Origin of the sequence: Bifidobacterium sp. ESL0745, from assembly GCF_029433335.1 — a bacterium.
Taxonomy (GTDB): Bacteria; Actinomycetota; Actinomycetes; order Actinomycetales; family Bifidobacteriaceae; genus Bifidobacterium.
This window is the reverse complement of the sequence record NZ_JAQTHX010000002.1, coordinates 123,933-149,588: the sequence shown is the minus strand read 5'-3', so window position 1 is coordinate 149,588 and position 25,656 is coordinate 123,933. Positions and strand designations below refer to the sequence as shown.

General features: G+C 53.9%; 15 protein-coding genes and 2 pseudogenes. 5 read left to right on the top strand and 12 right to left on the bottom strand.

The features are described from left to right. The first annotated feature begins 1 nt into the window (after position 1). A complete protein-coding gene (locus PT275_RS07535; RefSeq protein WP_277153778.1) occupies positions 2-1,507 on the top strand; it encodes a ParB/RepB/Spo0J family partition protein in 1,506 nt (501 codons plus the stop codon). Positions 1,508-2,179: 672 nt separating this feature from the next. On the opposite strand, the gene trxB is transcribed toward PT275_RS07535, so the two are convergent. From trxB to PT275_RS07520, 3 genes are all read right to left on the bottom strand, one after another. Beyond that, the gene (gene trxB / locus PT275_RS07530) at positions 2,180-3,163 is read right to left on the bottom strand and encodes a thioredoxin-disulfide reductase (RefSeq protein WP_277153777.1); all 984 of its coding nucleotides are present in this window, start codon (positions 3,161-3,163) and stop codon (positions 2,180-2,182) included. A gap of 235 nt (positions 3,164-3,398) precedes the next feature. Further along, positions 3,399-4,469 carry a class E sortase gene (locus PT275_RS07525; protein WP_277153881.1) on the bottom strand — a complete coding sequence of 357 codons (1,071 nt, stop codon included), beginning with the start codon at positions 4,467-4,469 and terminating at the stop codon, positions 3,399-3,401. Between the two features lie 842 nt (positions 4,470-5,311). Further along, the gene (locus tag PT275_RS07520; protein WP_277153776.1) at positions 5,312-6,100 is read right to left on the bottom strand and encodes a DUF881 domain-containing protein; all 789 of its coding nucleotides are present in this window, start codon (positions 6,098-6,100) and stop codon (positions 5,312-5,314) included. Positions 6,101-6,185: 85 nt separating this feature from the next. On the opposite strand from PT275_RS07520, the gene crgA reads away from it, so the two are divergent. From crgA to PT275_RS07500, 4 genes are all read left to right on the top strand, one after another. Then, the gene (gene crgA / locus PT275_RS07515) at positions 6,186-6,692 is read left to right on the top strand and encodes a cell division protein CrgA (RefSeq protein WP_277153775.1); all 507 of its coding nucleotides are present in this window, start codon (positions 6,186-6,188) and stop codon (positions 6,690-6,692) included. Positions 6,693-7,582: 890 nt separating this feature from the next. Next, the gene (locus PT275_RS07510; protein ID WP_277153774.1) at positions 7,583-9,622 is read left to right on the top strand and encodes a SpaA isopeptide-forming pilin-related protein; all 2,040 of its coding nucleotides are present in this window, start codon (positions 7,583-7,585) and stop codon (positions 9,620-9,622) included. 337 nt (positions 9,623-9,959) lie between these two features. Then, on the top strand, positions 9,960-11,714 hold the full coding sequence (locus PT275_RS07505; protein ID WP_277153773.1) for an isopeptide-forming domain-containing fimbrial protein: 1,755 nt from the start codon (positions 9,960-9,962) through the stop codon (positions 11,712-11,714). A gap of 422 nt (positions 11,715-12,136) precedes the next feature. Continuing rightward, entirely contained in the window at positions 12,137-13,210 is a 1,074-nt protein-coding gene (locus tag PT275_RS07500; protein ID WP_277153772.1) for a class C sortase, read from the top strand. Positions 13,211-13,457: 247 nt separating this feature from the next. Here PT275_RS07500 and PT275_RS07495 read toward each other — a convergent pair whose 3' ends face one another. The 9 genes and pseudogenes from PT275_RS07495 to PT275_RS07455 all read right to left on the bottom strand — a co-directional run bounded on the left by PT275_RS07495 (position 13,458) and on the right by PT275_RS07455 (position 25,478). Further along, a complete protein-coding gene (locus tag PT275_RS07495) occupies positions 13,458-13,937 on the bottom strand; it encodes a DUF4411 family protein (RefSeq protein ID WP_277153771.1) in 480 nt (159 codons plus the stop codon). Further along, positions 13,937-15,043: an XRE family transcriptional regulator gene (locus PT275_RS07490; protein ID WP_277153770.1), complete on the bottom strand. Its 1,107-nt coding sequence runs from the start codon at positions 15,041-15,043 to the stop codon at positions 13,937-13,939. The genes PT275_RS07495 and PT275_RS07490 overlap by 1 nt, the downstream gene beginning before the upstream one ends. A gap of 227 nt (positions 15,044-15,270) precedes the next feature. After that, complete coding sequence (pknB, locus tag PT275_RS07485; RefSeq protein WP_277153769.1) at positions 15,271-17,436, bottom strand: Stk1 family PASTA domain-containing Ser/Thr kinase; 2,166 nt, start codon at positions 17,434-17,436, stop codon at positions 15,271-15,273. 635 nt (positions 17,437-18,071) lie between these two features. Beyond that, a pseudogene (locus PT275_RS07480) lies at positions 18,072-18,971 on the bottom strand (serine/threonine-protein kinase); the annotation flags it as partial. Further along, the gene (locus tag PT275_RS07475) at positions 18,968-20,437 is read right to left on the bottom strand and encodes a penicillin-binding transpeptidase domain-containing protein (RefSeq protein WP_277153768.1); all 1,470 of its coding nucleotides are present in this window, start codon (positions 20,435-20,437) and stop codon (positions 18,968-18,970) included. The gene PT275_RS07475 and the pseudogene PT275_RS07480, both read right to left, overlap by 4 nt. Then, positions 20,434-21,981, bottom strand: a complete 1,548-nt coding sequence (locus PT275_RS07470; protein ID WP_277153767.1) for an FtsW/RodA/SpoVE family cell cycle protein — start codon at positions 21,979-21,981, stop codon at positions 20,434-20,436. Before PT275_RS07470 ends, PT275_RS07475 begins: the two co-directional genes overlap by 4 nt. Positions 21,982-22,991: 1,010 nt before the next feature. Further along, positions 22,992-24,182: pseudogene (locus tag PT275_RS07465) on the bottom strand (Stp1/IreP family PP2C-type Ser/Thr phosphatase); the annotation flags it as partial. Positions 24,183-24,187: 5 nt separating this feature from the next. Continuing rightward, entirely contained in the window at positions 24,188-24,751 is a 564-nt protein-coding gene (locus PT275_RS07460) for an FHA domain-containing protein (protein WP_277153766.1), read from the bottom strand. Positions 24,752-24,776: 25 nt separating this feature from the next. Further along, positions 24,777-25,478 carry a DUF3662 and FHA domain-containing protein gene (locus PT275_RS07455; RefSeq protein ID WP_277153765.1) on the bottom strand — a complete coding sequence of 234 codons (702 nt, stop codon included), beginning with the start codon at positions 25,476-25,478 and terminating at the stop codon, positions 24,777-24,779. Positions 25,479-25,656 lie beyond the last annotated feature (178 nt).

Sequence of the window (25,656 nt, the reverse complement as noted above, 5' to 3'; positions counted from 1 at the left end):
TATGGCATCGAAGTCGCGTTTAGGAAAAGGCCTTGGTGCATTATTCCCTGCTTTGCCAGGCGAGGCCGAAAAAGCAACTCCTTCAACGAGCTCAAAGTCTAAGCCTATAACACCGAAGGCAACTGCAAGTTCTTCAAAGAATGTTTCACGTGAAACATTGGCATCAAAGAGAAAACCTGATGATGCTTCCTCAAAATCGTCAGACGACAATCGATATAAGAATGTTTCACGTGAAACATCCAAAAAGGTGGCCTCTGCAACCATAAAGGATTCCAAGCAGACTCCTAAAGTAGTTTCTGTAAAAAACAAGGCTCAGAAAAAGGATGCCGCTCAGAAAAAAGATGTTTCACGTGAAACATCGCCCAAAGAGTCCAGGAGGCGCCTGACTATGCCTTCACTGAAAGAAGGAATGGCGCATCCTAGTGATCTGTTCTTTGGCAGTACGGTGGAGGACGAGAAAAGTTCTGATGGTACTGGCCTTAAGAATAGTTCGAAACTTTCTGCCGATATAAGTGGCAACAGCGGCAATTCAGTTGAACCGTCGGTTAAAAAAAATGTCGAAGAAAGCGAACCTAAACGATTTGGCGCCGATGCGTTGAAGCCCGTCGAAGGCGGATATTTGGTTGAGCTGGACCTTGATAAGATAGGTCCGAACGCAAACCAGCCAAGAACCATTTTTGATGAAGACGAGCTCAAAGAGCTTGCAGCCTCCTTAAAGGAAGTCGGAGTACTGCAACCAGTGGTTGTTCGCAAGCGTCCAGCAAATCAGAAGGCTGTCCACCGAGTCGAGGCTACTGATACAGGCGTCGTCAGCAAACATGCCCAGCAAAACATGGACAGCGAATACGAACTGATTATGGGGGAGCGGCGTTGGCGTGCAGCGCATCTGGCCGGATTGAAATCGATTCCTGCCATTGTGAAAACAACCTCCGACAATCAGATGCTTCGTGATGCCTTGCTGGAAAATCTGCATCGTGTCGCCCTGAATCCTCTTGAGGAATCAGCAGCCTACCAGCAGATGATGGAGGATTTCGGACTTACTCAGGAGCAGCTTTCGAAGTCCGTTTCCAAGTCTCGTTCGCAGATTGCCAATACGTTGCGCCTGCTCAATCTACCGCCATCGGTACAAAAGAAGGTTGCTGCCGGCGTGCTTTCAGCGGGCCATGCAAGGGCTTTGCTTGGTCTTCCCAATGAGGAAGAGATGGAGAAGCTGGCCAACCGCATCATTGCAGAAGGTCTTTCGGTACGCAGCACCGAAGAAATCGTGGCAATGAAAACCAATGGGACTGACGGTGGCAAAAAGCAAAAAGCCAAGAAAAACAATCCTTGGGAACAGTCGCCGATTCAGCACACGCTTGAGAATCGATTCGATACCAAGGTTGCCATCAAGGGCAGCAAACAACACGGCCGTATCGAAATTGTCTTTTCCTCTCCGGAAGATATGGATCGTATCGTCAACTTGTTGGTACCTGAACAGGAAAATAAAAAGCAAAACGGCTGGGTATAAATGGAGTAGGGTGCAAAAGCTTCAAACAATAGGCGAATATGGTCATTGTTTAAAGTAATACAGCATTTTAAGTTGAGTGTTCCTGTCAAAAGTTCAAGTATGAAGATGCGCAGCTTTCCACTTGAACTTCTAGATACCTTGAACATTGGGTAGAAACGTCACTGAAGTGCGGGGGGATAACGGTTAAAATGTGCCTTTGAAATAGTCTTCAACGTATTTTGTCATATAGAATAAAAGCCGTTAAAATCTGGATGAGGAGATTCTGATCCCTTGTTCTGATGCCCTGCAATGTCCTAGCGTTGATTTTGGACACACATTTCGGCCTGTATTCTAAAGTGGGCGTCTGCTTTCTCTGCTGAGTATGTGCCTCATGTGCTGATTCCTAGCAGACTCTATTGATGTTTATATTCCGGTTCCTCGGGTTTTATGTGTATATCTCAACGTATTTCACTCATCGACAATGATATCCAAATGGCCTTTATATATTTACAGACGTGGTAAATCGCAGAGCAGTGCAATCAGGAAAATAAACAGTCTGACTAATCTATTTGTTAAGAGAATAAATACAAGTCGACAATGAGCTGATTCAATATATAAAATAACCGGTCGGTTTAAGACCTGCAAATATATTTGCATTCGAACCGACCGGTCGATTAGGCTTTGCGGCCTGGATTACTTGATATCGTCCAAGTAATCCTGCGCATCAAGCGCGGCGCGGCAGCCCATGCCGGCTGCGGAAACAGCCTGACGATAAACGCTGTCAACCACGTCACCGGCGGCGAAAACTCCCGGTAGGGAAGTGCGGGTGGAAGCGCCGTCCACTTCGATATAGCCCTTCTCGTCAAGCTTCAAAGCCCCGCCTAAGAACTCGGTGGCGGGAGTGTTGCCGATGGCCACAAACACGCCAGCAGCTGGTACCTCGGTGGTTTCGCCGGTTTTGACGTTACGAACGGTGACGGATTTGGCGCTGCCGTCTTCGCCGTTGATCTTATCGACCACAGAATTGACCATGAACGACATCTTGTCATTGGCTTTGGCCCGGTCGACCATGATCTTGGCCGCACGGAATTCATCACGACGATGGATCAAGGTAACCGATGAGCCGAACCGGGTCAGGAACTCGGCGTCCGTAAAGGCGCTGTCTCCGCCGCCGACCACGACGATGGGCTTGCCACGGAAGAAGAAACCGTCGCAGGTGGCGCAGTATGAGACGCCCTTGCCGGAATATTCCTTCTCGCCGGGTACACCGAGCTTGCGCACGTTGGAACCCGTCGTGACCACGATGGCCGGAGCCTTATAGACGTCGCCCTGATCGCAGGTAACGCTTTTCAATGCGGCTTTATCGGAGCCATCACCGAAATCGACGGACACCACGTCGTCGAAAACGATTTCCGCACCGAATTTTTCGGCCTGCTTTTGCATGCTGTCCATCAGGTCAGGGCCCATCACACCGTCCGGAAAGCCGGGGTAGTTCTCGACCTCGGTGGTGTTGACAAGCTGGCCGCCGGGGGTCAGGGCCCCAGCGATGACAAGGGGCTTGTAGCCGGCGCGTCCCAGATAAATCGCCGCGGTATAGCCTGCGGGGCCGGAGCCGACGATGATGACGTCGCGCACCTTGGTATCGACATTGTTTTGTTGTGTATTCTCTTGAGTCATGAAATCACTCTAACATCGCGTCGTGCTTATGGGAACCTTGAGGCGTTGGCATTGATTTGAGGGCGGAAAATCGTACTATCAGCCGCAATTGATGTATCACCAAATGCAAAATGTCTTTGGGCAAAATGTCTTGTGCAAAGCAGCAGAAATAAAACGTAATACATTCACGTTTAGATTTACGGCTCAACCGACCAAGCCCATCAAGCACAATTCAGCAAGCTGCCAGAATCACCCCTCAGTTCGTCACCGCAACATAGTTCGACATCTGATGGAGAATCGGAATGTTGGCCGCGGCCCACGGGCATGCCCATTGCATGATGGACAATGCCACTGCGAAGAGCAGCAATAGCAGCAGCAATATTCGTATCGGTTTGATTCCTGGCTGGAGCCTTGTCAATCCGCCGTAAATGCTTAGATCCGGCTTCTTGACGCTGCCTTCTTTGATGGCACGGCGAAGCGGCCAGCGCCAGGCGATTGCCGCAGCGATGAACAGCACGAGGTAAACAATCAATGTTGCGATAATGATAGGAACCAGCGACGGAAGTTTGGCGAAAACGGACTCCTGCTTGTTGTTGATGAACTGGACTTTCCCGTTTTGCCCGGTGTGCGTGAGTTCCTGCGGAACACCGTCGGAGACCTTCGCCCAGTACTTGAACTCGCCATAACTGATCCAGCGATGCGTCGGCGTGGCGTATTTCGGCGTGCAGGTGGTCAGGGTGATCATGCGCTTGGTCGGCGACGCCGTCGGGTTTTCGGGGTTCGGCGCGACCACTTCCACGTGGTCAGGCGTTACGACTTTATAGCTGGTAAACGTAAAGACGTACCAATAATCCTGCGTGCGCAAGATGATCGGGTCGCCGGGCTGCAGCTTATCGATGTCGCCCAAGGGTTGCCCGTAACCGTCGCGATGTCCGGCCACCGCGAAATTGCCCATCTCCCCGGGCATCTGGGACGCTGTATAGTGGCCCATGCCGCGGGTGTTGAGCTGCGGCGTATCGGTGCCTTGTACAATGTTGCGCTGCCATTGGTCGCCGAAACGGGGGATATAGATCTGCGCGACCATGTCGCCGGTATTCGCGGTTTTGGGCTGGATTGGAGGGGTGCCGTCTTGGGCTTTCGCGATATTGACGCCGTTGGTTGAGTTCCCGGATTTGCTCGGGTCGCTCCACGCCACTGATTGGCTCTGTTCGTATTGCGTGTGTTCCGATTGCACGCCGGTCCACCACAGTTGCCATACGATGTATAGCGCGCAAACGGCCGCGATGGTGAAAAGGATTTCGGCGAGGATGCCGAGTGCTGTCCACACGCCGTGTGATTGCGTCGTCCCATTGCCGTCGCTGTTGTAATTGCCGTCTGCCTTGTGGTTGGCGTGCCGACCACGTCCGCCCCCGCTACGGCCTCTGTCGCCCGTGCTTCCGTTTCCGTTTTCCGGGCCGGTGATGCCCTCGTAATTGATGCCGGCGTTCGCAGCAGCACTGAACCCGTTCTGATTACTTTGGTTCTGGACGTTCTGGAGGTTCTGTATGTTCCGTACGCTTTGGCCGTCCTGTCCATACGCGTTTTGGCCTACCTGTGCGGTTTGCCCGGCTTGCGCATAGGTATTCTGCCCGAGTCGCCTGGGCTGCGCGGCTTGCCCGCCTTGTCTATAAGCGCTTTGGCCGAATCCATTTTGCCAAGAAAAGCCGTTTTGTGCCGAACCTTGCCCCGTAACCTGCGCCGTCGTCCCTGTAGCCTGCGACGCCGTCCCGATAGGCTGAAAAACCTGCGTCTGGTCATCTGCAGAATAACGATTGACAGCTGGCTGACCAGTGCCAGATTGATTGGCGAAAGGCTGGGTTACGCCGACCTGGATAACGTGCGGCTGGTCATCCGCAGCAGGCGGGTCAGGAACGCCGAAATCGTCGAAGGCCTCGTCCAGGTCGGTCGGCTCAATGGCATCTTTGCGTCGGCTACCGCCCCTGTATTCGCCGTTATCACCCATGTAAGTCATCTCGCGTTTCGTATCGAATCCACCATTTACCGCCGTGATGGTTCAAAGCTTTTAAGCTACAGCATCACTTTACTGGCCGCTAACTGCCAATTGTATCCGGCTCTGTAGCCCTTTTGCTTTCAGTCCTTATTACTATTACTTCCACTTTGTTATTCCGTTTATTCTTTATTGCCGCTTTCCTTGCCTTCGGCATCTTTATTATCGGTTTTCATCACCGTTGCGTAACGCAGGGTCTGCAGCACCGGCGCTTCGGGGAACCGCAACGTGTCCTTGTCCTCGACCTTCCAACCCAGGCCGAACGCGCTGACGTATTCCTGATAGGTCTGGATGGCTTTCGAATCGTTCAAGGCATCGCGCATTTTTGCGCTGGGGCCGATGGCGGAAATGGTGTAAGGCGGCGAATACTGCTTGCCCTGCAGCATCAGGATATTGCCTTTGCAGATGATCGCGGAGTTGTAGAGCACGCGCTGGTCTTGGATCATCATCGCCTCCGCGCCGCCGTGCCACAGCGCGTTGACCACGGACTCGATGTCTTGCTGGTGGATGACGTAATCGTTGATATTCGAGGCCGAGCCGGAGTCCGAGACCATATGCTGCCAAAGTGGCGAATCGTTGAGTGTCACCGAAATGCCGGGGCCGGTCACCGCCGGAAGCATGGTGCCGGAGCCGGGGTCCTCACTCGAAGTGCCGGCCTTCTGCGTGTCTTTGCCTGCGTATTTGTTGAGGGTATTGATCTGCGAACCAAGTGATTTGACCTGCTTCTGCAGCTTGTCGACCTGGGCGACGCGCTGCTCGACCAGTTGCGCAGTGTCGGAAGAGACCACGCTGGTCTTGTTCACGCGAATATTAGTCATCAGAAGAAAGCCGGAAAGGGCGACCACAAGGAAGACGGCAACCCCGCCAAGCCGCGATCGTTTCGCCTTGTGCCTGCCCGGAGTTTCCTTCATTATTCCAATTTCCTCGACTCACTCATTCTCTTGTTTCGAGTGTACACTAATATGGCGTTTAGGCTATTGAATGGAGACTACGCTTATGGCTGACGAAGAGCTGGATAAGGGCACCGATGCCGCCGCGACGCAGGATGAGGCGCAGAAGGCATGGGACAAGCCCGATACGCAGGCGGATGACGACGCTACCGAGACCACGGAGAGTGACGATACGGCAGCGGATCAGAAGGATGCCGATGAGGCCGGCCAGAAGGAAAGCGATGACGAGGATCTCGACCTGCCGATGGACAAAATCGAGGCTTTGCTGAGCGCCGACAATACCGACAAGAAGTCGATGAGCCCGCAGCTGCGTCGCGTCGCCCAGCGTCAGGCCGAGAACAGCAAGCGCGTTGAGGAGACCATTAAGGGCACCAAGGCGAACCCGAGCTGGTTTGTGCCGCTCTTCTGCTTCCTTATGATTCTTGGGCTTGCGTGGGCGGTTGTGTACTACCTCACCAGCAAGTATCCAATTCCGGGCATCGGCGCTTGGAATCTGCTGATCGCGTTCTGCATCGTGATGGTCGGTTTCATCATGACGATGTGGTGGCGCTAAGCGCTGTCGCTTTTGCGAATTTAGGAGATTGACGAGTGTCGTAAGACGGTTCTGCGATCGCTTGGTTTCCTGGTACTGGCGATATCAAAAGGTGCGTTTCCCGAAGGATTTCGGGGCGCGCTTTTTTGTGTGAGGAATAGTACCCTCAAAAGTGTGAATATTTTGTGTCTAATTCGTATGGGCTTTTTGGGTTCGGATAAGGGCTAAATTTGTGTATTGCGTTAAGAATATTTATTTTTAGGCGTTTTTGAATTTTCATGGTTCCGGGAAAGTGAAGATTGCTGATTTGGTTTATTGACCGTTGTTTGGTTCACCCACGCTTGAAGATTGTTCAAAAAGCGGCGACGATGCTGTCTGCAGTCAGATTATCCACCGTACGGGGTTTAGGCCTGTGGATAAGTGTGGATAAATAGCAAGTTGTCCACACGGTTGTGGATAAGGTTTGCCGTCTGTGTGCAGTTGGTTATCCACATTATGCACATCCTGAAATCGTTGAAAATAAAGGGCTTTCGAAACTATTGTCGATAAGTGCGTAACTTTTCCCCAAGTAATCCACGAGTTGTGCTCAAGTTATCCACAAACTTTTCCACCTTAGTGGAAAACTACATCTGCGTAGTTTAAGGCATATTGAAATCTGATGAATTTTATTCTTTAAAACTTAGCGTTTGCATGGATCCTTCGACATTGTTCTAAGTATCAAAAATTGAAGCGATGGAATAAGAAGACATAGAGTTGATGATCATCAAATATGACTCAGAAATTTGTCATAAAAACAAGTCACGGATTATGTTATTGTTGATTATGACGAAATACATTGGTGGGATTGGGCGCCAAGCCAAGGTAACACGGTGACGCGCGCGATGGTTGCGAACGTCACCAGGAGAGGGATTATGGCTGTACACAAGTCATTGTTCAATGCTGTAGCCGCTGCATTTAGTGCAGCGGCGTTATTGGCTTGCGGAATTGTAGGTGTGGGCGCGGCAAATGCCGGTCCGGTCACTGTTGGCAACAATGGCAAAATCACCATCAATGATGCTGGCGCTGGTCATAAGTTCAAGGCCGTGCAAATCGGCAAGTACAAGAATGTCGAAGAAAACCGGAACGCGGTTTCGAATCTTGATATTGAGGGGATGCCGTCTTCGTCTCCTGTCGCCACTGCGGTTAACAGAGCCGCAAGCACTGCTGGGGCTGGAAAGCCTGCAGATAGCAAGTGTGGTAATGATAAGGTTTGTTGGATTTCCAAGCATTGGCTTGGATCCAAAAGTAATAATGACAATACGCCGAATTATGACGAGAGTTCATCCTCTGTTCCGTACACCGGTAACCTGCGTGATTTCGTGACCATCCTTCAGAATAATGGCAATTTCAAAGCTGCGATTGCTGGCGCCAATTCCGTTACCGAATCGGGAGGCAAAGCGGTATTCGAGGGCATACCCGAAGGGCTTTACGTCATCGAGGACGTGACCGGTCAGAATGCAGACGGTAAGTCAAACTCGATCCCGATGCTGACCGGTACGACAGTTGGGCCGGACAAGCTCGATACGATTGACAGCAGCAACGTTTTGCTTCCTAAGCTTGGGCAGATTACCGCGAAAGCGAGCACCCCGTCAGTGACTCAAAAATGGGTATCGACCAAGGACGCAAACAAGAAGCCGGTCGATCGTGATGGTATTCCGCTTGATGGCGACGTCATGCATTTTGAGCTCAGAACCAACGTGCCGATGACCACGGCGTTTAGTAGTTACTTCTTTAAGATCACGGATAAGCTGACCGCTGGCTTGAAGTATGTAGATGGCTCTGCCAAGGCGATGGTTGATGGCGTGGATGTTCCTGTTGCCTCTACTTTTTCCCCAGCCCCCTTGTCGATGACTAATGAGGTTTATTTCGACCATGGCAATGTCGTGGGCGGTACACCATATATTGGGTTTACGTTCCCGGATGTGATGGACTATGCCTATAACGCACCTATCGTCATCAGCTTTGATGCAAAGATTATCGATGCCGGACTACAAAAGAACGTTGTTGGCGTTGATTGGTCCAGCGATATTGGCAATCAGCCTGGACCATCCTGTCTGGCCAATCCTGCGACGGGTTGTGGTGCCACTCAGCATGCGGATACCGAAATGATTCAGTTTGCCACATATTACTTGCAGTTCCAGAGCGTTGACGGTTCGAAGAACAATGCACCGGCTGGCGGCGCGGTCTTTGAAGTCTATAAGAAGGGGAGCAAGACACCCCTGAAATTCAGGAAACTTGCCGACGGTTCGTACGTGTACCATCCGGCTGAAGATGAGGCTTCGCATACCACGTCGGATCTTGTCAGCTCAAGTGGCAAGCATACCGGTGACGGAGGCTTGGATCTTGGCGCGCTTAAGATCGACGGATTGCCGCCGGGGATTTACACCATCAAAGAAATCGAACCTCCTTCAGGTGTGTCGAAGACTGAACTGGTGGATTTCGACGTGAAGCTCACCGTTGACCATAGCAACAATGACGGCGTCTATGTCAAGGTGGTTCGCAATGACGCTCACGACCTGGCTGGCAAGCCGGTCAGTGCTGATAACAATCTTGGTGCGATTATCACGTTGAACGTCACGAAGCCCAAGAAAGGCATCATTGACACGATTATCCACAACGTGATTAAGCCGATATTTAAGCCAGTCCATAACGTGAATGGTGGTGACAACGGCGGTCAGGGTAATGCCAATGGCAATGGTTCTGAAAGCAACGGAACCGCGGCCAATGGATCGACTGCCAACGGTTCTGTGAACAATGGCGCCACAAACAACGCAAACGAGGGCAAAATCTCTGGGCCGTTGGGTGCTCTCGCCACTACCGGTATTTCGCTGATCGCACTGCTGGTGCTGATATGCGTCTCGGTGATTGTAGGCACGGCCTTGATGAGAAGACGCCATCGAATACAACGGTAACGACTTGGCTGGCGGCCATCAAGGTTGGTGGTGGCCGCTTGGCTGAAACTGGAAAAAGAGAAGAGAAACGGAACGAGGTTCAAAAGTGATGAGTTATTGGATTTTAAGTGGCTAATGAAAATATTGGCAAATAACTAAAAAATTAATCAAATCTTGCAGTATAATGAATTACATTATGCGGCTTTTGTTGTGGGGTGCATCAACGGTGCGCATGCGATTTCTCGAAGGGGATTGAACATGACGAATTGAGCCACTGATGGTGTTCCTGATGTGCCGAGGTCGGACACAACGAAAACTTAAAAAACAATTGTATTGACGGAGAATACAAGGAGAAATTATGAAGTTTGGAAAAGGCTTACGCAGTGCGGCGGCCATGGTTCTTTCCGCGGCGACCTTGCTTGCCATGGGTGCCATCGGTGTTGGCACTGCGAATGCAGCGGATGATACGACATATAATGAGACTGAACTCGCTAGCAAGACAGGCAAGATTACGATTTCCGACGTTCCTACTGGGCATACGCTCAAGTACGTCAAGCTTGCTCACTATACCTATGCAACAGGCGATTCCACATCTCATAAGTTGAGTGGTGTTTCGCTGTCTACTGAATCTAGTGTCTTAAATCAGGTTAAGAAGGCTGCTGAAACAGCGGGTGCATCAGGTGCTACGTATGATGCATCTAATCCGATGGCATGGGTGGCACAGCTTGCTAGCAGCGGCACCGCCCCATATTCCGGAACTTTGCGTGATTTCGTAACAGCCCTCGCTAAGGGTGATCTGCCTTCTATAACCGCTCCTCTTAATTTTAATGGTGGAACTGCTTTGACGCCAGCAGGAAATACTGCTACAGCCACTGTCCCGGTTGGCATTTATGCAATCGGTGATGTGACAGATGTGTCAACAGGGGACATTTCCGAAGGTAAATCAGATTCTATCCCCATGATTGTAAGCACACCCATTGGCGATTTCAATAAGATTGGCACCAGCGATACTGCATTGGGCGAAGCTACCATGAAGAATCAGCAACCAACTCTTACCCAGAAGGCTACTGCAATTAATGGTGAGGCAATATCTGGTGGTGCTAACCAACTTGACAACGTTAGGGTCGGTGACAAAGTTGAGTTTACTTTGACGACGGCTGTCCCCAATACCGTAGGCTTTGACGATTTCGTTTTCGATATCACGGATACGTTGCCAGATGGTCTTTCTTATAACAATGATGCTGTTATGAAGTTGGGTGGTATACAATCCACGCTCTTTAATGATTCGTCAACGGGTAGTGAGCTTAAATTCTCCATTGGCGATTCAGATCATGGAGTAGCGAGCAGCAGTTTTGTCAAGGATAAGGCTATTACTATTACGTACAGCGCAACGCTTCAGAAAACTGGAGCCAGCTGGAAGATGAAGAGCAATACGGCTGAATTAGACTACTCTAACGATGCGCTGAATCCCGGAGGGACTGGACCTCTTTCGCTTAACCCCTCACTTGGAAAAGTGAAGGCCACTAGTGTAGACATAGCCACGTATTCGATCACGCTCACCAATACGAAGCACGACGGTACTAGTCCATTGGATAATGGTTCATTTACCGTTTGGAATGGAAATACTCAGCTGAAATTCACACGTGATGGTGATGGTCGCTATATCTATGATAAGGATAGTACAAGCACTGATGCTATGGCCACCATTCATTCCGGTACTACCCCCAACGATAAATACACAATTGTGTTCGATGGTCTGCCTACCGGCACGTATGAGATTAAGCAAGCAACTTCACACTCTAATTACACGAGGGCGGACTTCAAAGTCACGATTGGCAGTGATGTCGATGGGACTGGCAGCAATCCATTCTCTATTACCAAGGCAGATACAGTTAATGGCATAGAAAGTACGGGTGCAAACTCAATTACCCGTGATACTGGTAATGCTTGGAACGGTCTGATTATTGTGAAGAACATCGATTCGATTACCCAGCTGCCGATTACTGGTGGCGTTGGTGTCGCGTTGGTTTTGCTGCTGGCTTTGATCAGCGCTGGTGTTGTGGTGGTCACCTCGAAGATGCGTCGCAACAACTTGGTCAATGCGCGCAAGTGAGGTCTGATCGCTGAAATGGTGAGGTCCAAGGCCAAGCCATTGAAGTGAAAACAAAAGGTGGTTCGATCTGGAACCTTGATTCTGGATCGGACCACCTTTTCATATATCGGGTTTGAACGAGATCTTTCACATCGCGGTCAACGAAGGTGGAACAGTCCAAGGTTTGCGGGGTGTTTGCATGTTGGGATTGAATGGTGACCTCCGATTGTGGCTGAAACGACTTTTATGCATCGCAGTTGAGATAATGCGTAATGTTCGGCTTCTTATGGGCATAGGCAGTGAACAAATCGGCGAAGAAGCATCGAACGGACTTGTTTTGTATTTCAACGTCACTGATTAAACATCTGGCAGCTATCTGTTCCATGTATCACAGTAAAATATAAAGAACCGATAGCAAATGAACACACCGATGGAACGGATGAATGAAGCGTAAGAAAAAGATTGAGGAACGTGCGCTGCATGAGGCGTCGTTCAATGACGTCCTCAAGCCGGTGAAAAAGCGGGGACAATATGCTTACCGCATCTTCATTGAACTCGTGCATGATTTCTTTGTCATCCTTACCGTGGTCCTCATCATGTGGGTGCCGGTCCATTGGGTCGTCAATGCCAGGCAGGAAACGCTTGCCGCTATCCAGGCCGAACGGGACGTGTTGAAATGGCCGCGGGGCGACGTAGCCAAGCAACTGCATGCCGCGCAGGACTACAACGCGAAAATCGCCGCTTCCGGCCAGACCACGTTAGGTGAGGTCAAGGATCCGTTCAACTACAAATCCGATGAAGACACCGAATCGCAAAAGGACGAGACCTACCAGTCAGTGCTGAAAAGCTCGACAGGCGTTATGGGAACCATCCGTATTCCCAAGGTGTCGATTCATCTGCCGATCTATCACGGCACCTCGCAAGCGGTGCTAAGCATCGGCTCTGGCCACCTTTACGGCACCAGTCTGCCGGTGGGTGGCAAGTCGACCAATTCCGTGCTCACAGGCCACCGAGGCCTTCCCAATGCCCTGCTGTTCACCCGGCTCGATGAACTCAACAAGGGTGACATCATCTATATCAACACATTGAACCACACCATAGGTTACCGTGTCACTGACATCAACGTGGTTAGTCCGAGCGATGTCCATCTCTACAAGGTGGTGCCTGGCAAGGATCTGCTTACCCTGATGACCTGCACGCCGTATGGCGTCAACACCGAGCGGCTCGTCATCACCGCCGAGCGCGGCAACATTCCGCAGAACATCCCGCCGCTGGTCGATGCCGCTGCCGACGCGCAGCTGTATGGTCTGCTTGCGGCGCTGATAGTGCTTATTCTCGGCTTCCTGCTTGCCATGCGCAAGAACTACCGTGAGCTGGTGCCGCCGCCGTGGCACTATGACGGCACCCCGATTCCGAAGACGTTGCTGCGCCCGCGCTTCGTTGACAAGCGCGGCCTGCCCCCGATGGGCATCATCTCTCATCGTCGTCCGCCAAGCCACCGAAAGAAGAAGCCATAATTCCCTTGCGAGTTCATAGATAAACTGCAGGTGGGCACCTCATTGTTGCTTATCTGCGGTTTTAAGATTCAGATGTCCGCCAGTATCACTGTTGCTCTCAGTTAAGATGGTTTGCACATCGCTGTTGCCAATGAGCTCAAGTCTGGTCTGGCATCTTGATGACTTTGGACAGTATCCTCTGGCTGTCCTAGCAAGGGTGATGACGCATAAAGGAAAAAAGATTCATGTGGGCTTGTTGCATCAGCAGTCAGAAATGTTTGTGTACAAGACGCAGATAATCGAAAAGATCGAGCGACTGAATCCCATATAAAGTACGAGCCACAAATGGTATTCGCGGATTTGAAGGTGATGGTTTAATGGTCATTTTCTCTAGAGTGATGATGCCGCCACCATGCTCCTTCGCATGTGCAATAACCCATGGATCGGCTTCGTTTTTGGTATCCCTGACCCAGTCTTTATAAGCATTACCAATTTCAGCGACAGTTGCGAATTCGCTTAAAGTCCGTTGTGTATTGCTGGCGCACGATGAATGCTCCGTAATGAAATGGACGAGTCGCTTATCTTCTCTGCTGTCTTGCCGATTCAACTCCTCCAACACATTCGGACACACACATAGTTCCCCGTGATGCAACTGCGTGGCAAGCCACTTCCAGATCGTCGGGAACACGTCAGGTGGTTGATTGCGTTGCAGAAAAATGAGAATATTGGAGTCGATTGTAAACGTCATCAATATCCACCTTCATCGTAGCCAAGGTGCGTTTGGAGTTTTTCGAGACTTGGCACTCTCGTATCGAGCATATAGCTAGCGTCAAGTTCATCTATGCGTCCTGACTGCAAGGCATCCAAAACGGTTGAAGTATAGCGGCGTCCAAGATGGGAAAGTGTTTGCCGCCACTGCGGCACGGGCCTGTCGCTAGTCTTTTGTTGCTTTTGTCTGCGAGCCCAAGCGTCCTTTGAGCGTTGCTCAGCTTTTGCTACATCGCTTCTAGAGGCATACCCCAAATCATTGAGTCTGATGGCTGCAGCATGTTCACTGACGCCGAGCTTATCGGAGATTTTCAAAATCCATGCGTCAACATTGTCTTCTTTGCAGCCCATTACCGAAGACTCAGGCATCAGAACCAAAGCGGCAAATTGGTTGCACATAGGTTCGGTATTGGTCGAGATCGAGCACAAACCGGAAGTGTGATTCATCAAATGTGCAAGTTCGTGGAGCAGGGTGAACTTTCTGCCGTTTTCCGAGTCTTTATTATTGATAACGATAATAGGGGCAACATCAAAATATGCTGAATAGCCTCGAAAGTCGCTGGTTGGTACGCCGTGCACTCTGAAAATAAGAATCCCATATCGTTCAACTGCGTCAGATAATTCGGTAAGAGATAGCTTGATCTTATTCCCGAAAAGTAGAGCTCGGGTTTCTGCCGCCCGTTGGCTGAGTTCACGATGGTGGAATTGCCTCAACAACGCCGATGATGAGTCCTCATGATTATTCAATGACAGATAATTATCGCGAGCCTTCAGAAATTGCTTCAATTGCTTATTGGACTCATATGATAATGGCTCGTTTTTGTTGCGGCGGAAATCAACGTGCTCAGGCAATGAGGGATTTCTTGGAGGAGGTATCAGCAACGATGCAGTCGTAGTCAGCAATTTGGAAGCAATATTATTGAGTTGCCTAAATGACACACCAGGATCATTGTTCCCGTGCAAAATCTTGTCGAGGTGGGAGACGCTGATACCGGCCTTCTTTGCTAAGGAATCGGGTGAGAGGCCGATATCGTTCATATACCATGTCAAGGAGCTGGGATTGACCGGAATACCTGTTGAGGTCATATCAGCTCCTTTCAGCAATGAATAAACGTAATATCTAAATATTAGCAGTTGAATAAGCATTAATGAACTATTTCGTGTAATGCAAAGAATAAGGGCAATTAAAAAATTACTGTGTTAAGGAATTGCATTTTTTCAAATGCGCATGATTCCAAATGATTGCGGGCTTCGAATCACAGGAAAATCTAGATTCGGAGCCCACATTTAGCAGCCTAAACAATCGCAGCCAATCAGTTGCCGGTACCGCCGGTTCCGTTGGTATGGTTGGCGGTGTTGCCACTGTTTCCAGCGTTGCCGGTGTTGGTACCGTTGGTGTCGGTCGAACCGTTGCCGGTACCAGTACCGTTCGTGCTGGTGGAACCGCCCGTGCCGGTGCTGCCGTTATTGGTCGTCGGCTGCTGGGCAGGAGCCTTGGTGCTCAGGGTGATGGTGCCGCCCTTTTCGATCTGTTGGCCTGGTGATGGCGACATTCCAGTGACGATGGCGGTCCCGTCCTGCGGGTTGCCTGGGGTCACCTGGATGCTGAAGCCCTGCAGGATACTCTGTGCCTGGCTCAACGTAGTGGTGCCGAAGGAGATGCCATTGGGCACGCTTACCTTTTCCTTGCCAGTGGAAACGTAGACCGTGACGTTGCTCTTCTGCGCGATGCTCGCGCCACTGCCCGGGTCGGTGCGGGTGACCAGACCTTGAGCCACGCTGTCGGAGCTCTCCTGCTGGACGACCACGGTGAATGCCTTGAGCTGGTTCAGCGCCTGATCCTGCTGTTGACCGGTGACGTCAGGCACCTTGGCCATGCCGGAGGAGACGTAGAGCATCAGCGAAGTGCCCTTGTCTGCAGGCTGGCCTGCTGCCGGGTCGGTGCGTGTGACCATGCCTTGTGCCACATCCGGGCTATCCTCGGTCTGTGTGGTAGGCGCGACCTTGAAGCCGGCCTTCTTCAACACGGCTTTGGCCTCATCCACCGACTTGCCCTTCACGTTCGGTATCTGACCGGATTGTGGACCGGTGGAGAACCAGACCTTGACCGTGGAGCCTTTGGCGGCCTTCGCGCCACCCGACGGGTTCTGCTTGGTGAAGGTGCCCTTTGGCTCAGTGGAATCCGTGTCCTGCTCGACCTGCATCTTCAGACCGACTTCCTGGAGCTGCTCTTCCGCGCGCGCTTGGGTGGTAGTGGAGTTGAAAGTCGGGACGGTGACGGTTTCCGCCTTTTTCATGTGGGTGACGCCGTAAGCGATGCCCGCGATGGCCAGTATCGCCACGATGGCACCGATGATGGAGCCGATGATGACTTTCTTTTTGTGTGTCTTGTCTTCTGAGGCCTTTTCGGCGCGCGACTTGAGTGCGGTGTTGCCGCCAGGGGCAAGTTGCGTGGCTGCAGTGTTGCCATAGGTGCCGGTAAGCGGGTTGAAGGCCTGTGTAGCAGTGGTCTCGATGGGGTTCATCGCTTCGGTCGCCGCGGTCTGCTCGGCCTGCTTGCGTTCCTTCATGTTGGCGAGGTCCGTAAGCGGGTTGAACGCCGCCGCCACCGGGACGCCGCCATTCATATAAGTCAGGATATCGTTGCGGAACTCGGCGGCCGTCGTGTAACGGTTCTGCCGGTCCTTTGCCATTGCCTTCGCGCAGATCTGGTCCCACATCTTGGGCAGACCCGGCACGATGGCGCTGGGCGGGGTGGCGACTTCCGAAACGTGCTGATAGGCGATGGCTACGGCCGAATCGCCAGTGAATGGGGCACGGCCGGTGAGCATTTCATAGAGGACGCAACCGGCCGAATACAGGTCGGAACGCATGTCGACGGTCTCGCCGCGGGCCTGTTCGGGTGAGAGGTATTGCGCGGTGCCGACCACACCTTGCGATTGGGTCATCGTGGCCACGGAATCGTCGAGCGCACGGGCGATGCCAAAGTCCATGACCTTGACCATGCCCTGCTCGCTGATCATGATGTTGCCAGGCTTGATATCTCGGTGGATGATTCCCATCCGGTGCGAATAGTCAAGCGCGTTCAAGACGCCCAGCATCACCTGTTCGGTGTCGCGCTGGCTGAGCGGGCCGTTCGCCTTGATGATGTCGCGCAGGGTCTGGCCCTTGACGTACTCCATGACGATATAGGGCACGCGCTCGGTGTTGCCGTCTTCGGTGGTGATGGCCTCTTCGCCGGAATCGTAGATGTTGACGATGTTGACATTGTTCATCTGCGCGACGGAGTGCGCCTCGCGGGCGAAGCGCTTGAGGAAGATATCGTCGTTGGCCAGATCGGAGCGCATGATCTTGATCGCCACAACGCGCCCCAGACGGGTATCCTGCGCGATATGGACCTCGGCCATACCGCCTCTGCCGATGAGTTGCCCCAGCTGGTAACGGCCATTTGCCAAGGATGTTGGCATATTGGTGCTCATTGCTGCTCCTTCTGGTTTTCGGTATTCGCTGCCTGGTCTTTCGTTTCAGTAACCGGAACATTCGTTTGGGTAGCGTCAGAAGTGGACTCTGGCCAATCGGGGTGAGCCGGTTGTTTGGCGAAATCGCCGCTAGGGTTCGTTTCTTGAGTGTGTGAAATTGTTGGTGCGGGAGGCGATTTCAGACCGGCGCTCGCGGCGTCGTCATTCAGCGGTGTCTGCGGGGATTTGCTGTTGACACCCTGTCCGGTACCGGTTTTCGCTGGCGGAATCCGGTAATCGGTAATCGCCTGCAGAGTCTGCGTCATCGTCTGTATGGCCGCTTGGGCCGCTGGTGAAAATTCGCCGTACGGCGACGATTCGGTTTCGTCGATTTGACCAACTTGGCTCGCCTGATTGGCGCTGTTGTTGTTGGAAGTATTGGCAGAGCCATTAGCGGAGCCGTCGGAAGCTGCAGAGGCGGCAACAGCAGCGGTGACGTTGGTGTCTTTGGTCCTTCCGCCCAACGTGATGTCGTCGGCCTCGTCGTCCTCGCGGTTGTCGCCGATACGATGACTTTGATCATCATTGCGCGAGTTTGCCACTTTGGGCTTTGGCGTAGTACTGTGGCTTGCCGATACGGACCCGTCAGAAGAATACGGGGCGCTGACCACGCGGCGTGCGATGCGTCCGTCGCGTGAAACCATCGTGGTCTCGCTCAGGGATGCCTCCTGATCGAAAAGCCGGCGCTCGATATGTGAAAGCGTACGTGAGACGACCAACGCGTCTTTCGGCCGGTCGCGGGGATCTTTGGCGAGCATCGACATCACGAACTGCGAAAGCTGGAGGTCGACGCTGTCAGGAAGGGGAGGGACGGCGTCATTGACGTGCGCGGCGGCGATATCCACCGGCGTCGCACCGGTGAACGGACGGTGTCCGCACAGGCCTTCGTAGGCCACCACGCCCAGCGAATAGATATCGGACTGGGGCGTGGCCTTCTTGCCTTGCGCCTGCTCCGGAGAAATGTATTGCGCAGTGCCGACCACCATGCCGTCCTGCGTGATCTGGGCCTGGTTGGTGGAATAGGAGACGCCGAAATCGGTGATCTTGACCTCGCCGTCCTTGGAAACCATGATATTGGCGGGCTTCACGTCGCGGTGGATCACGCCGTGGGAATGCGCGACGTACAGGCCGCGCGCGACCTGCACCAGAATCGGCAGCAGCTCAAGCGGATCCATGGCGCCTTTTTCGCGGTACAGATCAGCCAGCGAATCACTGTCGACGTACTCCATGATCAAGAAACCGATGCCGTCATGCTCGTAATAATCGAAGAGTGCGGCGATGTTTGGATGGGCCAAATCGGCGGAATTGTGCGCTTCGATGCGCAGCCTACGCCGTTTCGCCTCCACATCCGTCAGGTCTCCGCGCAACGCTTTGATGGCAACGACACGACCGAGCTGGATGTCGTAGCCTTTCCAGACTTCGCCCATCCCGCCTTGTGCAAGTCGGCGATCGAGGCGGTACCGGTTGTGAATCAGTTGACCTTCAACGAGCTTCATTTGCCCAGTGCCTCCTTCATCATTGCCCTCATTATCGGTCCGGCCGCGAGACTACCTGCCTTATCTGTATTATGAACGACCACGGCGACCGCGATTTTCGGGTCATCGGCGGGTGCGAAACCCATGATCCAAGCGTCGATACTCTGGTTGTTCGTGCCGATTTGCGCGGTGCCGGTTTTCGCGGCGACCGATACGCCGGGAATCGCCAGATTCGGGTTTTCCTTGGTGATGACCGCTTTCATCATTTCGGTGAGTTTACTGGCCGTGTCCTTGCTCATCGGCTGGCTCATTACGCTCGGGTTGGTCTGAGAGATTACGGATAGGTCGCTGGAACGTACGCGGTCGACCAGCGTCGGGCGCATCAGTGTCCCGCCATTGGCGATGGCTGCGGCGATCATGGCGTTCTGCAACGGCGTCTCCTGGGTGTCGCCTTGGCCGATTGAAGCCAATCCAAGACGATCCGGGGACGGATTGTCGGGGAACTTCGAGGCGATGGCCTGCATGGGGGCGCCGGTGGAATTCGAGCCGTCGATCTGGATTGAGGAACCAAAGCCGAATTTCTTGGCGGTGTCCTGAATGGTCTGCGCTCCCAAAGCTCCGCCGAGCTGGGCGAAAGCGGTGTTGGACGAGTAGGCCAGGGCATCCTCGAACGAGATCTTGCCGTCTTCGCCGCCGTTCGCAGCGCTGGTCGTATTGGTCAGCTTCGTGTTGGTGTTCGGCAACGTATAGCTCGCACCTGCAGGAATGCGTGTATCCAGCTGGTATTTGCCGCTTTCCAACGCTGCCGTGGCCACAACGGTCTTGAAGCTCGACCCCGGCGGATACAGCTCGGAAATCGCGCGGTTGAGCATCGGGTTCGATTCGTCGCTGGTCAAGTGCTGGTAATCTCGGTTGACCTTTGTCGTGTCATGACTTGCCAGCACGTTGGGATCGTAACTCGGTGTCGAAACCATGGCCAGAATGCGGTTGGTCTTGGGGTCAAGCGCCACGACCGAGCCGTTTTTGCCGGCCATCTGGCTGAAGGCCACCTGTTGCAGCTTCGGGTCGATGGAGGTCTCGATGGATGCGCCCTTGTTCGCCGATCCGGTGAACAGCGACTTGAATTGTTGCCAGAAAAGCTGGTTGGATTCACCGGTCAGCAGCTTGTTGCGCGAATCTTCGATACCACGATCCGCGCGCTGGCTGATGGAGAAGTAACCGGTTACGGGCGCGTATAACGGGCCGTTCGAATACGAGCGTTGGTAGGCGAACGGGTCGTTGACCGGATCGGACTTGGCCATCACCGTGCCGTCGGAGGCGAGGATCGAGCCGCGCGGGGCGTTGAACTCATGGTAGAGGCCTCGTTGGTTGCGCGGGTCGTTGTTGAGTTTGTTGGCTCTGATCGCGGTGATCATGGTGCTGGAAAGGCCGAGAATCGTGAACAGGACGATGACGGCAGTGAACAGTTGACGGAGGTATTTGTTCATTGCGTGCCTCCCATCAGATCGTCAAAGTTTAGGTCCTGGATGTCGGTGTCCACAGATGACACTTCCTGGGTAGGGGCTTCAGCGGGAGCGTTCGCGGATACCGGGAAGCTCGAAGTCGTGGGCTTTGCGTCATCCGAGCGGCGACGCGAGTGGGAATGACGGTCCTCATCGCGCTTTTTCTTGGCGTTGCGTTCGTTGAGCGCTGCAATCGCTTCGTATTGCATCGTCGTGGAAAGTTCGCCTTCGGGTTCGGGCTTGTTGGCCTCATTGGAAATGACGATCAACAGCGCCGCAAGGATATAGTTCGCCACCAGCGACGAACCGCCGGCCGCCATATATGGCATCGTCAGACCGGTCATGGGGATGACCAGCGTAATGCCGCCCACCACCGTAAAGACCTGGAACGCCATGGTAAAGACGAGGCCGCTGGCCAGAAGCTTGCCGAATCCGTCCTTGATTTTCATGGCCGTCAGAAGGCCGGAAGTAATGATGATCAGGTACAGCAACAGGATTGCCATCAGCCCGGTCAACCCGAGCTCTTCGCCGAGTGACGAATAGATGAAATCGGAATTGCCCAATGGGGTGAGTCCGGGATGCCCCTGACCGATGCCAGTGCCGAACAGGCCGCCGGAAGCGAGGCCGAAAAGGCCGGTGACCAGCTGATAAGAGCTTCCGTATTTGCGGTTGTAAATGACCGGATCGAAGGGATGGAGCCAGCCGTCGACGCGATAGCCGACATGCGCGAAGAACTTGACCGAAAATACCGCTGCGATGACGAAGGCGATTCCTCCAATGATCAACCAACTGCCGCGGCCGGTAGCGACGTAAAGCATCGAGACGAACATGGCGAAGAACATCAGTGACGTGCCGAGATCGTGCTGCACCACCAGCACGCCGATGGCCGCGAACCAGATGATGATCAGCGGACCCATGTCACGCACACGCGGCAACTGCAGGCCAGCCACCTTTTTGCCGCCGACGGCCAACTGATCGCGGTGGTTGAAGAGGTAGGCGGCGAAGAAGAATGCGAGGAAAAGCTTGGCGAATTCGCCCGGCTGGAGTGTGTGCGAACCGAAGCCGATCCAGATGCGCGCGCCTTGGATCTCCTTGCCAAGGCCCGGAATCATAGGGGAAAGCAGCAGCGCAAGACCCACTACCATGCTCACATACGAGAAGCGGCGTAATACGCGATAATCGCGCAGGGCAACGATGAAGATACAGGTCAGCACCAAGGCGACGCACACCCAGATCAGCTGGCGATAGGCTATGGACGTGTTTTTGGCGTAATCGATGCGGGCGATCATCATGGTGCCGATCGCCGTCAACAGCATCACACACGGCAGGATTTCCTGGCTTGCGTAGGGCTGGAATTTCAGCAACAGCGCCCAGAGCACAATGAACAGCACGGCTACCACTACAAGCGCCGTGACGAGGTTGGCCGGGAAGCCCTGGTAGACGCGGGCAAAGAGCTGGAAAAAGGCAATGCCGCTGATCGCAATGGCGAACAGCAGCAGACCGATCTGACGGAAGCGGGTTGCGATCATGCGATCGCCGCCTTTTGATGGCCGGATGTTGCCGCTACGAAAGTTGCCGCGGGTGCTGCCGGTGCTGCTGGTGCTGTGCCTGGGGCGGAGCCTTGGGTGCCGACGCTGGGACTACCGGTCTCGGAACTGCCTGCGTTGGAACCTTGGGTGCTCGGGGTGTTGGAATCAGCACTGTTCGAGCCGCTGGTACCTGTAGTCCCGCTGGTACTGCTTGACCCGCCTGCCCCACTGCTTCCGCTGGAATCCGAACTTTCGGAGTCTTGGTCTGCCCACGGCCACGGGGTGTTCTTCGTGGACTTCGATTTGTCGAGGGTTTTGGCCTCTTTTTTGATCATTGCGACGTGACTTTTGGCCTGCTCGAACGAATCCACGGAGATGCCCTGATTGAGCTCGTCCGTCCAGGATTGTGGCAGATCCGTCAGCGCGATATCGGTGGACTCGACCTTGTGCGAAAGAGCGGCGCCGAAAAGATTGGTGTTGACGCCTTGGTAAATGGCCACGGATCCGTCGCTGGTACCAATGTAATACTTCGACTGGCTCCAATGGTATGCGCCGAAACCGACTCCAAGCACGGCGGCCAGAGCCACAATGAAAGCGACGATGACTGCTATACGTCCACGGTTGCGTTTGCGACGTTCGTGCTTGCGTTCGCGCAGATGCTCGCGGCGGATGGCCCGTGCCACATCAGGATCGTTGGGATCGGCGGAAACGCGACCGTCCTTTTTCTGGACGACGGGAATCTCGCCGGTGTCCATATTGGCGTTGTCGTCATTCTCGTCGCGCACGGCCGAGGGCTGGGCGACATGGACGACATTGCCGTTGTCCGTATCGTTCTCGTCCTGATCGGTATCGTCGGAATGGGCGCCCCGGTGATGATGACGCGTTTCGGACGCGTTGTTAGAAGGTAGGAGTTCGTCATCAGTGTCGGACGCGCCGGCCGTACCCTGATCTTGGTCCTCGACACTGTCGTATTCGTCGTTTTCGGAGATATCGTCATATCCGCCGTGGCTTAACGCGGCTGCCCGTTGCGCCGGGGACTGCTTGCCCAGCCTCAAAACCGGCGAAGACGCGACCGGTTCCTTGATGATGTCGGCGATGGCCTCGAGGTTCGAGCTTGCGGCACCGCCGATCAGCGGGGTCTGGTGGGGCAGGTCGAAGGAATCGGCGTCGAGCGCGAGCGTGGCATCGGCGATAACGGCCGTGACATTATCCGTGCTCCCGGCCTTGAGGGCCATTGCCACCAGCTGTTGGGCGCATTCTTCCTCATCGGGAACCGTCGCGAGCATCTGTTCAAGTGTGTCATCTTCCAGCACTCCGGAAAGGCCGTCGGAACAAAGCAGCCATCGGTCGGTCGGTTTTGCGTGCAATATGGCGATGTCGGGATGCGGATCGATATCGAAATCGCCAAGCACACGCATCACGACATTGCGTTGCGGATGGTTGCGGGCCTCGGCCTCGGTGATGCGACCGGTGTCGATCAGGTGCTGAACGTAGCTGTGGTCCTGCGTCATGCGGCGGATCTTGCCGTCGCGCAGCAGGTAGGCGCGCGAGTCACCGATGTGGGTGATGACCCAGTGGCCCGAAACAAGCGCGACTGCTGTGACCGTGGTACCCATTCCGGCCAGGCTGCGTTCGCGCTTGGCCTTGCCGACGATGGCGTCGTGCGCGGCCATGACGCTGGTTTCCATCATCGAGGCGATGGAGGCCACGTTGCTTTTGACGTCACTCTGCTCGATATGCGCCAGTGAACGGATGGCGATTGTCGAGGCGGTGTCGCCGCCCGCATGCCCGCCCATGCCGTCGCATATCGCAATAAGGTGCTCGCCGGCGAACGACGAATCCTGGTTGTTGCTACGCACGGTGCCGACGTCAGAAACCGTTGTGGAATAAAGGAAAAGCTGGTGATTCTTTGATCTGTCGGAACCATTGTCGGCCGAGTTTGAAGCGTTACCCGCCTCGACGGCCATGCTTTCGGGGTCGATGGAGATCCGTTGTGTGTTCGGCGCACTTTCTGTGGTGTCTGTTACGTTTGTCGCGCTTGTTGTGTTTGCGGTGTCCGGTGCGTGTGCTGAATCGGTTGCGTTCGCTGGATCCGGTACCGGAATCGAAGGCGGCATGATGGAATCGGAACTATCCTGCGCGACTGAAAATGAATTCGGGACTGCGGGATTTGAATTTGATGGATTCGAGGTGTCGGGCATGTGCGTCACCTCAATTCAAACGTCGTGGCGCCGATGCGCACGGGGACGCGTGCGGGCAGAACCACCGGCGAGGTGATGCGACGGTGGTTGACGATGGTGCCGTTGGTGCTGCCGAGGTCTTCGATGGCCCACGAACCGGAGGCGGGATCGGCGTAGACGCGCGCATGCTGCGAAGAGACGAATTCATCGTCGAGCACGACGGTATTGGAGCTGGAACGGCCGAGGGTGATGGTGCCGTTGCTTAAGGGTACGGAGGAGCCGGCGAGTGGCCCGTCGATGATGGTCAAAAGAGTCGGCTTGGCGTTGGCTGCCGCGCCGCCGGCACTGCCCATCTGCATGCCGGGATTGCCGCGGTATGATGTGGCGACGGGCGCGTTCGCCCTGGCCGGCATTGGGTTCGACTCCGCTGCCTTGCGTGCGCGGCGGGCGCTTTTGCGGTGCGACCACGATTTGTGCGGGCTCAGCGTATCGACGTCTCGTTTCAGCGAACGGACGGCTAGCCATACGAAAACCCAAAGCAGGGCGAGGAAGCCATACTTGAGAATCGCAAAGGTAAGTTCGGTTATCATAAAGGATGTACCTGGCGTCTGGCCGTTATTCCTGATCCTGCGATGAAGCCCAGTAGAGGATGCGGGTGCGGCCGATGGTGATGGTGTTGCCGTCGAGAAGGGTCGCTGCCGGCACTTGGTGCCCTTCTACGTACGTTCCGTTGGTGGAGCCCAAATCGCGGGCGATGGTGCCGTTCGGGGTGATGTCGATTTCGAGATGATTGCGCGAGATTCCCGGATCGTCGATGACGATATCGCAGCCGGAGCCGCGGCCGACAATGGTTTTCTCTTTGGTCAAAAGGTATTGGTTGCCGTTGATTTCGAGCATTGGACTGCCCTGCGTCTGATTTTCGGTGGTCACCGGAACGGCATTACCTTGCACGGATTCGCTGGTGAGCTTGAAATTACCCTTGCTGAAATCAAGGTCTTCCTCGAAGATGACGACTACGGGACCGACGAACGCATAATGCTGGCTTTTGGCGTATTGCGTAAGATTGTCGGCGAGCTCATTGGCCAGCGTCTCGCTGCCCCACTGCTCAATACGGTCGAAATCAGGCGTGCTCAGCTTGAAGCGGTATTCGTTCGGGGCAACGGTACGGTCGCGCCCGACTGGCATGGCCTCGTTGTCGATCTCACGTTCGAGTGCGCTGGAGAGGTCAACCGGCTGAAGGTCCTTCGGGCCGATCTTCGAGAAGACACCGTTGACGGCTCCTTCGACGCTTTTCTCAAAACGGTCAAAAACGCTCATCCTAGCCCCTTTCTATCAGGCACTATCCTACGCGAGGCCTCAAACCAGTTACAATTTTTACCCTAATCCGTGCAATTTCTTCATTGTGGGCGTCTAAAAATGCAAGAATCCCATTCCTCGTCAAACCAAGGCTTCTGACAGGTTCCGTCCGGTGTAATTACTGGTTTTAAGGAATCAA

Excerpts from the sequence above, each read along its gene's own strand:
- pknB (WP_277153769.1), bottom strand. The coding sequence starts at position 17,436 with ATGAGCACCAATATGCCAACATCCTTGGCAAATGGCCGTTACCAGCTG.
- PT275_RS07475 (WP_277153768.1), bottom strand. The coding sequence starts at position 20,437 with ATGAACAAATACCTCCGTCAACTGTTCACTGCCGTCATCGTCCTGTTC.
- PT275_RS07500 (WP_277153772.1), top strand. The coding sequence starts at position 12,137 with ATGAAGCGTAAGAAAAAGATTGAGGAACGTGCGCTGCATGAGGCGTCG.
- PT275_RS07535 (WP_277153778.1), top strand. The coding sequence starts at position 2 with ATGGCATCGAAGTCGCGTTTAGGAAAAGGCCTTGGTGCATTATTCCCT.
- PT275_RS07495 (WP_277153771.1), bottom strand. The coding sequence starts at position 13,937 with ATGACGTTTACAATCGACTCCAATATTCTCATTTTTCTGCAACGCAAT.
- trxB (WP_277153777.1), bottom strand. The coding sequence starts at position 3,163 with ATGACTCAAGAGAATACACAACAAAACAATGTCGATACCAAGGTGCGC.
- crgA (WP_277153775.1), top strand. The coding sequence starts at position 6,186 with ATGGCTGACGAAGAGCTGGATAAGGGCACCGATGCCGCCGCGACGCAG.
- PT275_RS07510 (WP_277153774.1), top strand. The coding sequence starts at position 7,583 with ATGGCTGTACACAAGTCATTGTTCAATGCTGTAGCCGCTGCATTTAGT.
- PT275_RS07520 (WP_277153776.1), bottom strand. The coding sequence starts at position 6,100 with ATGAAGGAAACTCCGGGCAGGCACAAGGCGAAACGATCGCGGCTTGGC.
- PT275_RS07490 (WP_277153770.1), bottom strand. The coding sequence starts at position 15,043 with ATGACCTCAACAGGTATTCCGGTCAATCCCAGCTCCTTGACATGGTAT.
- PT275_RS07470 (WP_277153767.1), bottom strand. The coding sequence starts at position 21,981 with ATGATCGCAACCCGCTTCCGTCAGATCGGTCTGCTGCTGTTCGCCATT.
- PT275_RS07505 (WP_277153773.1), top strand. The coding sequence starts at position 9,960 with ATGAAGTTTGGAAAAGGCTTACGCAGTGCGGCGGCCATGGTTCTTTCC.
- PT275_RS07460 (WP_277153766.1), bottom strand. The coding sequence starts at position 24,751 with ATGATAACCGAACTTACCTTTGCGATTCTCAAGTATGGCTTCCTCGCC.
- PT275_RS07455 (WP_277153765.1), bottom strand. The coding sequence starts at position 25,478 with ATGAGCGTTTTTGACCGTTTTGAGAAAAGCGTCGAAGGAGCCGTCAAC.